This window comes from Prescottella equi (assembly GCF_002094305.1).
GTDB lineage: Bacteria > Actinomycetota > Actinomycetes > Mycobacteriales > Mycobacteriaceae > Prescottella > Prescottella equi.
Genome location: NZ_LWTX01000005.1, coordinates 28,370 through 41,672 on the forward strand (window position 1 = coordinate 28,370; position 13,303 = coordinate 41,672).

Annotated in this window: 12 protein-coding genes; 1 reads left to right on the forward strand and 11 read right to left on the reverse strand. The window is 68.7% G+C overall.

Features of this window, described 5'->3' with window-relative positions:
• Positions 1-23: 23 nt before the first annotated feature.
• The 8 genes from A6I89_RS13940 to A6I89_RS13975 form a co-directional block, all read right to left on the reverse strand.
• Positions 24-440, reverse strand: coding sequence for a PPOX class F420-dependent oxidoreductase (locus A6I89_RS13940; protein WP_044991336.1), 417 nt, complete (start codon positions 438-440; stop codon positions 24-26).
• A 65-nt stretch (positions 441-505) separates the two neighbouring features.
• Positions 506-1,261, reverse strand: a complete 756-nt coding sequence (locus tag A6I89_RS13945; protein ID WP_005518344.1) for a FadR/GntR family transcriptional regulator — start codon at positions 1,259-1,261, stop codon at positions 506-508.
• A 161-nt stretch (positions 1,262-1,422) separates the two neighbouring features.
• Positions 1,423-3,384: an acetoacetate--CoA ligase gene (locus A6I89_RS13950; protein ID WP_022597374.1), complete on the reverse strand. Its 1,962-nt coding sequence runs from the start codon at positions 3,382-3,384 to the stop codon at positions 1,423-1,425.
• Between the two features lie 3 nt (positions 3,385-3,387).
• Positions 3,388-4,245, reverse strand: coding sequence for an HpcH/HpaI aldolase/citrate lyase family protein (locus tag A6I89_RS13955; protein WP_022597376.1), 858 nt, complete (start codon positions 4,243-4,245; stop codon positions 3,388-3,390).
• Complete coding sequence (locus tag A6I89_RS13960) at positions 4,242-4,715, reverse strand: MaoC family dehydratase (RefSeq protein WP_005518341.1); 474 nt, start codon at positions 4,713-4,715, stop codon at positions 4,242-4,244. Before A6I89_RS13960 ends, A6I89_RS13955 begins: the two co-directional genes overlap by 4 nt.
• A 3-nt stretch (positions 4,716-4,718) precedes the next feature.
• On the reverse strand, positions 4,719-5,882 hold the full coding sequence (locus tag A6I89_RS13965) for an acyl-CoA dehydrogenase family protein (RefSeq protein WP_022597377.1): 1,164 nt from the start codon (positions 5,880-5,882) through the stop codon (positions 4,719-4,721).
• Complete coding sequence (locus A6I89_RS13970) at positions 5,879-7,903, reverse strand: acetyl/propionyl/methylcrotonyl-CoA carboxylase subunit alpha (RefSeq protein ID WP_022597379.1); 2,025 nt, start codon at positions 7,901-7,903, stop codon at positions 5,879-5,881. The genes A6I89_RS13965 and A6I89_RS13970 overlap by 4 nt, the downstream gene beginning before the upstream one ends.
• 8 nt (positions 7,904-7,911) lie before the next feature.
• Positions 7,912-9,471 (reverse strand): carboxyl transferase domain-containing protein, encoded by a 1,560-nt coding sequence (locus tag A6I89_RS13975; protein WP_022597381.1) that lies wholly within the window; start codon positions 9,469-9,471, stop codon positions 7,912-7,914.
• A gap of 117 nt (positions 9,472-9,588) precedes the next feature.
• Here A6I89_RS13975 and A6I89_RS13980 point away from each other — a divergent pair, with 117 nt between their 5' ends.
• A complete protein-coding gene (locus A6I89_RS13980; protein WP_022597382.1) occupies positions 9,589-10,218 on the forward strand; it encodes an SACE_7040 family transcriptional regulator in 630 nt (209 codons plus the stop codon).
• Positions 10,219-10,223: 5 nt separating this feature from the next.
• On the opposite strand, the gene A6I89_RS13985 is transcribed toward A6I89_RS13980, so the two are convergent.
• The 3 genes from A6I89_RS13985 to A6I89_RS13995 form a co-directional block, all read right to left on the reverse strand.
• On the reverse strand, positions 10,224-10,487 hold the full coding sequence (locus A6I89_RS13985; RefSeq protein WP_005518336.1) for a GlsB/YeaQ/YmgE family stress response membrane protein: 264 nt from the start codon (positions 10,485-10,487) through the stop codon (positions 10,224-10,226).
• 119 nt (positions 10,488-10,606) lie between these two features.
• Positions 10,607-11,719, reverse strand: coding sequence for an NDMA-dependent alcohol dehydrogenase (locus A6I89_RS13990; RefSeq protein WP_005518335.1), 1,113 nt, complete (start codon positions 11,717-11,719; stop codon positions 10,607-10,609).
• Positions 11,720-11,757: 38 nt separating this feature from the next.
• Positions 11,758-13,251, reverse strand: coding sequence for an aldehyde dehydrogenase family protein (locus A6I89_RS13995; RefSeq protein ID WP_005518334.1), 1,494 nt, complete (start codon positions 13,249-13,251; stop codon positions 11,758-11,760).
• Positions 13,252-13,303 lie beyond the last annotated feature (52 nt).

The window sequence follows — 13,303 nt, forward strand, 5'->3', positions numbered from 1 at the left end:
TTTCCGCCCAGTTCACCGAGCATTCATTCGGTGACGTCGAGGGCGGCGATCACCTTGGTGGGGCGGACCCGCACCACGAGTTCTCCCTGGACAGCGTTGCGGCGTCCGAACTCCTCCGCCCGCTCCTCCCCCATGTAGCGTCGGGCGATCTCGGTCGCGACCCGCAGCAAGTCGTCCGGATCGGTCGAGATCGCGGCCTCACCCTGGATCTGCACGAACGCATACGGCGGCTCCTCGAGGTCGACACACAGGGTCACGCGAGGATCCCGGGCGAGGTATCTCCCCTTGGCCGTCGACGCCCCCGTGTTGAACACCACATCCTCCCCCTCGAGGACGTACCAGACGGGGGCAACCAGAGGGCGGCCGTCTCCGGAGAGAAAGCCGAGCTTGCCGGTCCGGGTCCCTCGCCTGAGGAACTGCCGGACTTCCGGGTCCTGCAAACTGTCATGCAGACTGCTCACGAACCGAACAGTACGCGGGCGGGCCGCCGGGCGCCTGGCTCTCGTCAGGACAGGACTTCGACCAGCGTCGTCGCCGAGTCGCCGACCATGTACTTCTCGATACCGTCCAGGTGCTTGCGCCAGAAGTCCTGGGCCGCGATCGCGTCGCCGCTGCGCAGGTGAGCGAGCAGCTTCGTGTAGGCGCGATGCGCCGCCCGCGCGGCCGGCTTGTCCTGATTGTCGCCGTGCGACGCGATGAACAGCGCGTTGTGCGCCTCGATGATGTGTACGAGCATGCCCGCGAGCACCGCGAGGGTCTCGTTGCCGGCGAGGTCGACCAGGCTCTGGTGCAGCTGCACGTCGTGGTGCGCGAACGCCGCGGCGTCGTCCACGAGGTCGGCACCCTCGTCGATCAACTCGGCGAGGCGATCGAGTTGCTCCGTATGCCCCGGACCCGCCAGGACCCCCACCGCGGACACCTCGAGCGAGGCGCGGGCGCGATAGACGTCGACCAGCGGGGTCCCCTGGTATTGCAGCAACAGGCCGGTGTACCGCGCGGCGACCGATGCGTCCGGTGCCATGACCCGAGCGCCACCGCGTGCTCCCCGGAGCACCGTGATGATCGACTCCGATTCGAGAATCCGGAAGGCCTCCCGGAGAGTGGGACGAGAGACCCCGAACTGCTCCATGAGCACCGACTCGTTCGGCAACGGATCACCCGCGCCGAGCTCGCCGGTGATGATCCGTCGGCGCAGGTTCGCGGCGACGAGCTCACCCGCCTTGGGCACCCGCACCACAGTCGACTTCGATCCGACCGCCACGTTGTCCCTCTCCTCGGCTCCCGTCCCGGCACGCGCCCGGACTCGGTACCGATGAAGAGTACAAGGCTTTAGTTGTTTCCTCGCCTTCCGACGGCGCAATCGGTCGGTGTCACCCCGCACGACGAGCGCAAGCGATGTTACCGATGGGTAATCTCACACCGTCAACGAGATCCGAATCGGGCGAACCAGTCGAGCAGTGCGGGATCGTCGACGGCGCTGCGATCGACGACGCGGGCCGCGTCGCCGCCCTGGAACAGCCGCTTGAGCGGGACCTCGAGTTTCTTGCCGGTGCGGGTGTGGGGAATGCCCGGAGCAGCGACGATCTCGTCCGGCACGTGCCGCGGCGACGCCTTCTCCCGGATCTCCGTGCGGATCCGCTCGCGCAGCGCGTCGTCGAGCTCACATCCGTCGGCGAGGACGACGAACAACGGCATCCAGTAGCCGCCGTCACTTCGCTCGGCACCTATGACGAGGGCCTCCACGACCTCCGGCAGCCGTTCGACGGCCTGATAGATGTCGGCGCTGCCCATCCGGATGCCGTTGCGATTGAGGGTCGAATCCGAGCGCCCGTGCATCGCGACGCCACCGCGGTCGGTGATCGAGATCCAGTCGCCGTGCCGCCACACCCCGGGAAAAGTCTCGAAGTAGCTCGCCCGGTACCGGGCGCCGTCCGGGTCGTTCCAGAACCGGACCGGCATCGACGGGAGCGGGCGGGTGATCACGAGTTCGCCCACGCCGTCGCGCACCGGCCGACCGGACTCGTCGAACGCGTCGAGAGCGACGCCGAGGTACGGGGCCGACAACTCCCCCGGCCACACGGCGGTGATGCGGGTCCCGCCGACGAACGCCGACACGACGTCGGTACCGCCGCTGATGGACCTGACCGGCACGTGCTCACCCACGTTCTCGGACAGCCACCACGACGAGGACGCCGGCAGCGTGGACCCGGTGATCCCCACCGCCCGGAGCGCGCCCAGGTCGTACTCCGCCGCCGGCACGATCCCGGCCTTCTGACAGCCCAGGACGTAGCCGGGGCTGGTTCCGACCACGGTGACGCCGAGCCGGGCCGCCGACTCCCACAACCGGCCCTGTGCCGGGTAGGCGGGGCTGCCGTCGTAACAGACGACCGTGGCGCCCACCAGGAGTCCGGCCACCTGGAAGTTCCACATCATCCAGCTCGGACTCGTGTACCAGAAGAAGGTGTCGTCTCGCCCGATGTCGCTCTGCAGCGCGATCGCCTTGAGATGTTCGAGGAGGACACCGCCGTGACCGTGCACGATGCCCTTGGGCAGGCCCGTCGTGCCGGACGAGAAGACGATCCACAGGGGGTGGTCGAACGGCACCGGTACCGGTTCGAGCGCGGCGTCGCCCGCAGTGGCCTGCTCCCACCGGATTGCGCCGGGCACTTCGCCGGCTGCGAGTCGCGGGACCACGACGGTCGCTGCGAGCGAGGGCATGCCGGCGCGCAACTGCTCGATCTCGCCGGTACGCGGATGCTCCTTGCCGCCGAACCGGTAGCCGTCGGCGGCCACCAGCACCGTCGGTTCGAGCTGTCCCAGGCGGTCCAGCGCGGCCGGCGCCGAATAGTCCTGCCCGCACGCGGACCACACGGCACCGATGCTCACGGTCGCGAGGAACGCGACGATCGCCTCCGGCACGTTGGGCAGGTAGCCGACGACACGGTCTCCGGGCCCGACGCCGAGCGAGCGCAGGGTCGCGGCGAGCGCCCCGGTCTGCCGCATCAGCTCGGCCCACGACACCGTCTCCCGGTCGCCGGCCTCGCTCTCGTACACCACGGCGGGCCGGTCGGTTCGGGCGTTGCGCATCACGTGGTCGACGTAGTTGAGCCGGGCCTGCGGGAACCAGACGGCCCCGGGCATCGCGTCGACGGCCAGAGCCGGCCCGGGATCCGACACCGAGCCGACCTCGAAGTACTCCCACACCGACTGCCAGAACGCGCCCACGTCGTCCACCGACCACTGCCACAGCGCCCGGTAGTCCGGGAACGTCCGCCCCGTGCGGCGTTCGACCCGGCGCGCGAAGTCGGTGATGCGGGCGCGGGTGACGTCCTCGTCGGTCGGCACCCACTGCGGCCGGGTACCGACGGTTCCTTCACTGGTCACAGGTCACCTCTCCCCTGTCCGGGCGATGCCCGAGCGGCGCACGATCTCCTCCGCGTGCCGTAGCACCGGACCGTCGACCATCTGCCCGTCGAGGGTGAACACCCCGCGTTCCCTCGTCGCTGCCGCGAGAACCCGCTCCGCCCAGCCCAATTGCTTCGCGGTCGGCGTGTAGGCGGTGCGGATGACGTCGATCTGGCTCGGGTGGATCGCCACCTTCGCATCGAATCCGACCGCGACGGCGTCCTCGCACTCGGCGCCGAGCCCGTCGAGGTCGCCGATGTCGAGGAACACCGAGTCGAGCGCGAACCTGCCGTGTGCCTTCGCCGCGAGCAGGGCGGTCGACCGGACGTGCCGGGCCACGTCCCGATAGGAGGCGTCCGGCTTCCGGCTGGACGTGCCGCCGAGGGCCGCGACGAGGTCCTCGGCTCCCCACATCACGCCGACGGCGTTCTCGGCCTGCACCGCCCCTTCGATCGCGAGCGCCCCGAGCGGCGATTCGACGAGAGCGATCACCGACAGCGGCGCGAGGTCGAGCACCTGGTCGACGGACTCGCACTTGGGCAGCATCACCGCGGTGTACGGCGTGCGGTCCAGTGCGGCGCAGTCGAGTGCGTGGTCGTCGGTACCGTGCGCGTTGACGCGGACGACGGTCCGGTCGGGGTCGAGCGGGACGTCGACGAGTGCGCGACGCGCGGCCTCCTTGTCGGCGGGTGCGACGCCGTCCTCGAGGTCGAGGATCACCACGTCGGCCGCGGCGGCCGCCTTCGCGAAGCGTTCCGGGCGGTCGGCGGGACAGAACAGCCACGCAGACCCGGGAATCGTTCCCGCCCAGATGCTCTCGCCGTTCGACGGTTCACTCATGCCGGCCTCTTCCTGACGAGGGTCTTGCGAACGGCGGTCGCCACGACGTCACCGTGCTGATTGCGGCCGGTGTGCTCGAGCGTGACGATGCCCTCCCCCGGCCGGCTGCGGGATTCGCGCAGGTCGGTCACGACGGTCTCGGCGTACAGCGTGTCGCCGTGGAACAGCGGCTTGGGGAACGCGATCTCGGAGAATCCGAGGTTCGCGACGATGGTGCCCTGTGTCAACTGGGCCACCGACAGACCGACCAGCGTCGAGAGCGTGAACATCGAATTGACCAGCCGCTCACCGAACTGCGTCTCGGCGGCGAACGCGGCGTCGAGGTGCAGCGCCTGCGTGTTCATGGTGAGCGTCGTGAACAGGACGTTGTCCGCCTCGGTGATGGTGCGACCGGGCCGGTGGGCGTACACGACCCCGGTCTCGAATTCCTCGAACCACAGCCCGCGCTGGACGATCTTTCGTGCCGTCACTGGTCAGACCCCCAGTTCCCGTGCGATCAGCATCAACTGGACCTCGGTGGTGCCCTCCCCGATCTCGAGGATCTTGCTGTCGCGGTAGTGCCGGGCCACCGGGTACTCGTTCATGAAACCGTATCCGCCGAAGATCTGGGTGGCATCGCGCGCATTGTCCATCGCGGCCTCGCTCGCGACGAGTTTCGCGATCGACGCCTGCTTCTTGAACGGCTTGCCGGACAGCATGAGTGCGGCCGCGTCGTAGTACGCGGCCCGTGCGGTGTGGGCCCGCGCCTCCATGCGCGCGATCTTGAATTCGATGGCCTGGTTGGCCCCGATCGGACGCCCGAACGCCTCGCGTTCCTTCGCGTACCGGACGGACTCGTCGACGCAGCCCTGCGCGGCGCCCACCGACAGAGCTGCGATCGCGATGCGGCCCTCGTCGAGGATGCGCAGGAAGTTCGCGTAGCCGCGGCCGCGTTCGCCGAGCAGGTTCGCCTCGGGCACACGCACGTCCTGGAACGTCAGCGGATGGGTGTCGGAGGCGTTCCAGCCGACCTTGTCGTACGCCGGTTCGGCGGTGAAGCCGGGTGTGGAGGTCGGGACCAGAATGGTCGAGATCTCCTTGCGGCCGTTCTCCTTGGTTCCGGTGACCGCGGTGACGGTGACGAGCTTGGTGATGTCGGTGCCGGAGTTGGTGATGAACTGCTTGTTGCCGTTGATCACCCACTCGCCGTCGACGAGTTCGGCCTTGGTGCGGGTGCCGCCGGCGTCGCTGCCGGCGCCGGGCTCGGTGAGACCGAACGCGGCCAGCGCCTTGCCGCTCGTGAGCTGCGGCAGCCACTCCTGCTTCTGTTCCTCGTTGCCGAAGCGGTACACCGGCATCGCACCCAGCGAGACACCGGCCTCGAGGGTGATCGCGACGGACTGGTCGACCTTGCCGAGTTCCTCGAGCGCGAGGCACAGCGCGAAGTAGTCGCCGCCCATGCCGCCGTACTCCTCGGGGAACGGCAGACCGAACAGGCCCATGTCGGCCATCCCGTCGACCACCGCATACGGGAACGTGTGGTTCGCATCGTGTTCCGCGGACACCGGAGCGACGACGTTCTGCGCGAAGTCCCGAACGGTCTTGGCAAGCTGCTGGTACTCGTCGGGCAGCGATCCGGTGGACAGATATTCGGTCATGACGCGGCATCCTCCGTTGCGAGTTCGGGTGAGGGCTGTGATTCGGTGGCGGGACTGACCCGCGCGAGGGGTTGATCGACCTTGACCTGATCGCCGACGGCGACGAGAACCTCGACGACGCCGCCGATCGGCGCGGACAGGGTGTGTTCCATCTTCATCGCCTCGACGACCACCACGGCGGTCCCGGCGTCGACGGTGTCACCGGACGCCGCGGACACCGCGATGACGGTGCCGGGCATCGGGCTGGTCAGTTCGGCGTCGCCGGCGTGGGCGTCACCGCCGCGGACATTCGCCTCGCGCAGTTGCGAGACGGTCCACGTGCCGGTGGCGCCGGCGAGCCACAGGGTGTCGGCGTCCTCCGCGACGCGATAGCGATCGCTACGCCCGTCGAGCACGACGGTGAGGACGCCGTCGTCGAGTCGTGCTGTGAGCGTGCGCTTCTCGCCGCCCTCGACGCGCACGAGGCCGTCGGCGGGAGTGCCGGCGACCAGTACGTGCTCGGTACGGTCGCCGGCGCGCAGGCGCAGCGAGACCGGACGAGTCCCGCCGACCCGCCACCCGCTCGGGACGTCCCACGGATTCGAGGTGTCCCGGGCCCAGAGTGCGAGCCAGTGGTAGGCGGCCGCGGCAACGAGGACGTCGTCGTCGACCGGCGGGGTGTGGAAGTCGGCGACCCGGCGATCGAGCAGACCGGTGTCGAGACGTCCGGCGCGGACGTCGTCGTCGGCGAGCAGGAACCTCGCGAAGGCGATGTTGGTGACCACGCCCAGCACCGAGGTGTCGGCGAGCGCCCGGTCGAGCCGTCGCAACGCCTCGGCCCGATCGTCGCCGTGCGCGATCACCTTCGCCAGCATCGGGTCGTAGTCGCTGCCGACGACGGTCCCGTCCTGCAGCCCCGAGTCGACACGCACGCCGGCACCGGTCGCCTCCGCGAGACCGAGGACCGTGCCGCCGGTCGGCAGGAAGCCACGAGACGGATCCTCGGCGTACACGCGTGCCTCGATCGCGTGTCCGGTGAGTGTGACGTCGTCCTGAGTGAATCCCAGCGGCTCCCCGGCGGCGATCCGAACCTGCCACTCGACGAGGTCGAGTCCGGTCACCATCTCCGTCACCGGGTGTTCCACCTGCAGGCGGGTGTTCATCTCCATGAAGAAGAACTCGTCGGGCCGGTCGGCGGACACGATGAACTCCACGGTTCCGGCGCCCGTGTAGTCGACGCTGCGGGCGGTGTCGCACGCCGCGGCGCCGATCCGTGCCCGGGTCGCGGCGTCGAGCAGCGGCGACGGCGCCTCCTCGATCACCTTCTGGTGCCGGCGTTGCAGGCTGCACTCGCGCTCGCCGAGATGCACGACGTTGCCGTGGCCGTCGGCGAGGATCTGCACCTCGATGTGCCGGGGCCGCAACACGAACCGCTCCAGGAACAGCGTGTCGTCCCCGAAAGCCGAGGCCGCCTCACGGCGTGCGCTCACCAGCGCACCGGGCAGATCCGCGGCATCCTCGACCAACCGCATGCCCTTGCCGCCGCCTCCCGCGGACGGCTTGACGAGCACCGGGTAGCCGATGTCGTCGGCGGCCGCGATCAGTTCGGCATCGGACAGTCCCGGCCTCGCGATGCCCGGCACCACCGGGACGTCGAACGCGGCCACCGCGTTCTTCGCGGTGATCTTGTCCCCCATCACCTCGATGGCCCGCGCGGACGGGCCGAGGAAGGCGATACCGGCCGCAGCACAAGCCGCGGCGAACGCCGTGTTCTCGGAGAGGAACCCGTACCCGGGATGGATCGCCTGCGCGCCGGTGCGCTTCGCCGCATCGAGCACCCGGTCGATGTCGAGGTAGCTCTCACGGGCCGCCGCCGGCCCGATCAGTACGGCGGTGTCGGCCTCGCGGACATGCCGGGCGCCGGCGTCGGCCTCGCTGTAGACGGCGACCGAGCGGATCCCCATCTGCCGGAGAGTGCGGATCACCCGGACCGCGATCTCGCCGCGGTTGGCGACGAGGATCGTCTGGAACTGTGTAGTCATATGTGCCCTCACATCCGGAAGACGCCGTAGGAGACCGGCTCGAGCGGCGCGTTCGCACACGCCGACAACGCCAGGCCGACAACGGTTCTGGTATCGGCAGGATCGATCACGCCGTCGTCCCACAGCCGGGCGGTCGAGTAGTAGGGGTTGCCCTGCGCCTCGTACTGGGCACGAATCGCGTCGGGATCCTTCCCGGACCCGACGGCGCCGAGAACGGACGCGGCCTGCTCACCGCCCATGACGGAGATGCGGGCGTTCGGCCACATCCACAGGAATCGCGGCGAGTAGGCGCGGCCACACATCGAGTAGTTACCCGCACCGTACGAGCCGCCGATCACCACGGTCAGTTTCGGCACCCGGGCGCAGGCGACGGCGGTGACCATCTTGGCGCCGTGCTTGGCGATGCCGCCGGCCTCGTACTCGCGGCCGACCATGAAGCCCGTGATGTTCTGCAGGAACAGCAGCGGGATGCTGCGCTTGTCGCACAGTTCGATGAAGTGGGCACCCTTCATCGCCGACTCGGCGAACAGCACGCCGTTGTTCGCGACGATGCCGACCGGGTGGCCGTGGATGCGGGCGAACCCGGTGACCAGGGTCTTGCCGTACTCGGCCTTGAACTCCTGGAACCGCGGCGCCCCGTCGCCGTCGCCGTCCACGAGGCGGGTGATGACCTCGCGCACGTCGTACGGCATGCGCGGGTCCGTGGGGACCACGTCGTACAACTCGTCCTGGTCCGCAACGGGCGCAACCGGCTCGGCCACGTCCCACGGCCGGGGCGCGCGCGGACCGAGGGTCGCGACGATGTTCCGGACGATGCGCAGGGCATCACGATCGTCCTCGGCGAGGTGGTCGGTGACGCCCGAGACCTTGGAGTGCAGGTCGCCGCCACCGAGTTCCTCGGCCGTGACCACCTCGCCGGTCGCCGCCTTCACCAGCGGCGGACCGCCGAGGAAGATCGTGCCCTGATTGCGCACGATCACGGCCTCGTCACTCATCGCCGGGACGTACGCACCGCCCGCGGTGCACGAGCCGAGGACCGCGGCGATCTGAGGAATCCCCTTGGCGCTCATGGTCGCCTGGTTGTAGAAGATGCGCCCGAAGTGCTCGCGATCGGGGAACACCTCGTCCTGCATCGGCAGGAACGCGCCGCCGGAGTCGACGAGGTAGATGCACGGCAGATTGTTCTGCAGCGCGATCTCCTGCGCCCGCAGGTGCTTCTTCACCGTCATCGGGTAGTAGGCGCCGCCCTTGACGGTGGCATCGTTGGCGACGATCACGCACTCCCGGCCGGAGACTCGGCCGATTCCGCCGATCACGCCGGCACCGGGGCACTCGTCGTCGTACATGCCGTTCGCGGCGAGCGGGGCCAGTTCGAGGAACGGGCTACCCGGGTCGAGCAGGGCGTCGACGCGATCGCGGGGCAGCAGCTTGCCGCGAGCGACGTGGCGCTCCCGGGACTTCTCGCTGCCGCCGAGCGCCGCCGCGGCCAGCCTGCCGCGCAACTCGGACACGAGGGCGAGGTGTTGCTCCCGATGGGAGCTGATGGAAGCGGTTCGAGCGGTTGTCACGTCACCGTCCTCGCAGTTGATGAATACGATGAGATTCGGTTAATCCCGACTAACTGAATTTAGGTTATCCGTGATTAACTGAGTTGTCCAGATCACACGAACGGAAATATGTGACCGATGACCGACGTCGATCGTGAAGCGGGTGTCGTCCCCGGCCGGCGCAGCCGCGCCAAGGCCGACCGACGCCGCGAGCTCCTGCGTGCCGCGGCACGGCTGATCGCCGAACGCGGCTTCCCCGGTGTGCGCCTCGAAGACCTCGGGTCCGCGGTGGGAATCAGCGGACCCGCCGTGTACCGACACTTTCCCAACAAGGACGCGCTGCTCGTCGAACTGCTCACCGACATCAGCGAGCGGCTGCTCGCGGGTGGAACAGATGTCGTCGAGCGGGTGCCCGACCCCCACCGGGCCCTCGCGGAACTGGTGGACTTCCACCTCGACTTCGCGTTGGGTGAGCCCGACCTGATCCGGGTACAGGACCGCGACCTGCATTCGCTGCCCGACGAAGCCCGCCACCGGGTGCGTCAGACGCAGCGTCGGTACGTGGAGTTGTGGGTGGGGGTACTGCGGAAGATGGATCCGGGTCTCGACAGCACGCAGGCGCGCATCGCCGCCCACGCGGCGTTCGGCCTGATCAACTCGACTCCCTACAGCGCCGTGTCCCCGACCGCCGATGCGGCGGACGGGGATCTGACCCGCTCGGTGCTGCGCCGAATGACGTTGGCGGCGCTCGCCGCCGAGACCCGCTGAGTCCGTCAGCTCCGCTTGGCCGTGACCGACGTGTACGCGAGCGTGAGGACCGCCGCGACCGCGATGCTGATGATCCACCGCCACCAGTCGATGCCGGGCGTGTCTCCCTTGTCGCTGATCAGTCCCCAGATCCAGTAGCCGATCAGCGCGCCGACGATGCCGATCACGATCGTGATGATCCAGCCCATCGCCTGCTTGCCCGGGACCACCAAGCGCGCGAGGACGCCGATGACCGCGCCGAAGATGATCGTGCCGATGATCTCGCCCATGACAGGCTCCTTTCCTACGCCCCCGTCATGCGCGGAACACACTCCCGCCCTGGCTCGACGGTACTTTCTCCGACGAACCAGGGCGGAAGATCACCGAGATCGTTGTGCGAGCGAGTCCATCACGACTCGTGGATGATGACGCCGCGGATGTTCTTGCCGTTGCGCAGGTCCTCGTAGCCCTGATTGACGTCCTCGAGCGAGTAGCGCGTCGTGACCAGTTCGTCGAGTTTGAGCTCACCCTGGTCGTACATCCGCAACAGGCGGACGATGTCGTACTGCGGATTGGCCGAGCCGAACAGCGTCCCCTTGATGGTCTTCTCGTTGAGGGTCAGGTCGGCACCCGAGACGTGCACGGTCAGCTTGGTCGGATCGGCGAGGCCGGTGATGACCACGGTGCCGCCCTTGCCGATGACTGCGGTCGCCGCCGCCACCACCTCCTCGTCCACCGTGCCCACCAGGATCAGTGCCTGATCGGCTCCCTGGCCCCAGCTGAGTTCGTTCACCTTCACCGCGGCCTCCTCCGCTGACGCGAAGGCGTGCGTCGCCCCGAACTTCAGCGCGGTCTCCCGCTTGAACTCGAGCGGATCGACAACCACCACGTATCGGGCGCCGGCCTGCACCGCACCCTGGACGGCGTTGATACCGAGACCACCGATGCCGTAGATGACGACGATGTCGCCGGCGCGGACGCCGCCCGCGTACACCGCCGTCCCCCACCCCGAGGGCACACCGCAGCCGACGAGAACGGCGGTCTCGAGCGGCAGCCACTCGTCGACCTTGACGACCGAGTGCTGCGAGATGGTCGCCCGCTCGGAGAACGTGCCGAGCATGCACATCGCACCGAACTCCTTACCGCCGGAGCGGAATCGGAACGTGCCGTCGGGCATCGAGCCCTCGAGGATCGTGGCTCCCATGTCGCACAGGTTCTGCCGCCCGGTGGCACAGTAGCGACACGTGCCGCAGTTGGGAATGAAGCTGCACACCACGTGGTCACCGGGCTTGACCTTGGTGACGCCCGGACCGACCTCCTCGATGATGCCGGAACCCTCGTGCCCGCCGACGATGGGATAGCGCGGCGGCAGATCGCCGTCGGTGAGATGCAGGTCCGAATGGCACAGTCCCGCAGCGGTGTACTTGATCAGGACCTCACCGGGGCCGGGCCCGTCCAGGTCCAGTTCCATGATCTCGAACGGCTTCCCGGCGTCGAGCAGCACGGCGGCCTTGGTCTTCATGGGTTCTCCTTCGAAGTGTTCTGTCGGGGGTGTCGAAGTCAGAGCGCGACGTTGACGGCCTTGGTCTGGGTGTAGAGGTCGATGGCGGAGGCGCCGAGCTCACGGCCCCAGCCGGACTGCTTGTAGCCACCGAACGGCATCGCGGTGTCGAACCCGTTGTACTGGTTGATCCACACCGAGCCGGCCTTCAGGCGGCGCGCGGTGCGATGCGCCTTGGAGATGTCCCGGGTCCAGATGCCGGCGGCGAGTCCGTAGATCGAGTCGTTGGCGGCGGTGACGATCCCCTCGTCGGCATCGAACGGCATGGCCGCGACGACGGGTCCGAAGATCTCCTCCCGAACGACACTGAAGTCGGGTTCGACGTCGACCAGCACCGTGGGCTCGACGAAGTAGCCCGTCTCGCCCCAGCGCTTGCCGCCGGTCAGGGCGCGGGCGCCGTCGGCGAGACCGTCGCGCAGGTATCCGGTGACCCGGTCGAGCTGTTCCTGCGACACCAGCGGGCCGAGTTCGGTGGTGGGGTCGAGCCCGGGCCCGATCTTGACGTTGCTCGCGGCCTCCGCGACGGCCTCGGTGAAACGCTCGAAGATGGAGTTCTCGACGTACAGTCGCGTACCCGCGACACAGCACTGGCCGTGGTTGAACAGCCACGCGTTGAGCGAACCCTGCACGGCCGCATCGAAATCGGCGTCCGCGAAGACGATGTTGGGACTCTTGCCACCGAGCTCGAGAGTCACCTTCTTCAGGTTGCCCTTGGCCGCCTCGACGATCTTCTTGCCCACCTCGGTGGAGCCGGTGAATGCCACCTTGTCGACGTCGTCGTGCGCCGACAGGGCGGCACCGGCGTCGCCGAACCCCGTGACGACGTTGACGACACCGGGCGGGAAGCCGGCCTCCTCGAAGACCTCGGCCAGCATGAGCGCGGTGAGCGGGGTCTGCTCCGCGGGCTTGAGGATCACCGTGTTGCCGGCCGCGAGTGCGGGGGCGAGCTTCCACGACGCCATCAGCAGCGGGAAGTTCCACGGCACGATGAGCCCGCACACCCCGACGGGTTCGCGGAGGGTGTAGGCGTGGAACTCGCCGCCCGGAACGAACGGCATCGACACGTTGACCGTGCTGCCCTCGATCTTGGTGGCCCAGCCCGCGTAGTAGCGGAACACGTCCGCAGCCCACGCGGTGTCGACGGCCGATGCGATGGCGGCGGACTTGCCGTTGTCGAGCGCCTCGAGCTGCCCGAACTCTGCCGCACGCTCGGTGAGCAGGTCGCCGACCCGCCAGATGAGACGCTCGCGCTCGTTGGGCTTCATCGCGGCCCACGGCTCGAAAGCCCGTCGCGCCGCGCGCACCGCGCGGTCGACGTCCTCGGCCTCCCCGTGTGCGACGTCGGCGAGGCGCTCGCCCGTCGCGGGGTCGTACGTGACGAACGTCCGCCCCGACGCAGCGTCGACGAACTCGCCGTCGATGTACAACTGCTTGGTGCCGGCGAGGAACTCGCGAACTCGCGGCGAAAGGGTCTGCTCGGCAACGACTGTCATGCCCGAACCTCCTGCAGTTCTGTCTGTGATGTGCAACACAGCCATCGTGCTT

Excerpts from the sequence above, each read along its gene's own strand:
- A6I89_RS13995 (WP_005518334.1), bottom strand. The coding sequence starts at position 13,251 with ATGACAGTCGTTGCCGAGCAGACCCTTTCGCCGCGAGTTCGCGAGTTC.
- A6I89_RS13955 (WP_022597376.1), bottom strand. The coding sequence starts at position 4,245 with ATGAGTGAACCGTCGAACGGCGAGAGCATCTGGGCGGGAACGATTCCC.
- A6I89_RS13990 (WP_005518335.1), bottom strand. The coding sequence starts at position 11,719 with ATGAAGACCAAGGCCGCCGTGCTGCTCGACGCCGGGAAGCCGTTCGAG.
- A6I89_RS13965 (WP_022597377.1), bottom strand. The coding sequence starts at position 5,882 with ATGACCGAATATCTGTCCACCGGATCGCTGCCCGACGAGTACCAGCAG.
- A6I89_RS13985 (WP_005518336.1), bottom strand. The coding sequence starts at position 10,487 with ATGGGCGAGATCATCGGCACGATCATCTTCGGCGCGGTCATCGGCGTC.
- A6I89_RS13980 (WP_022597382.1), top strand. The coding sequence starts at position 9,589 with ATGACCGACGTCGATCGTGAAGCGGGTGTCGTCCCCGGCCGGCGCAGC.
- A6I89_RS13970 (WP_022597379.1), bottom strand. The coding sequence starts at position 7,903 with ATGACTACACAGTTCCAGACGATCCTCGTCGCCAACCGCGGCGAGATC.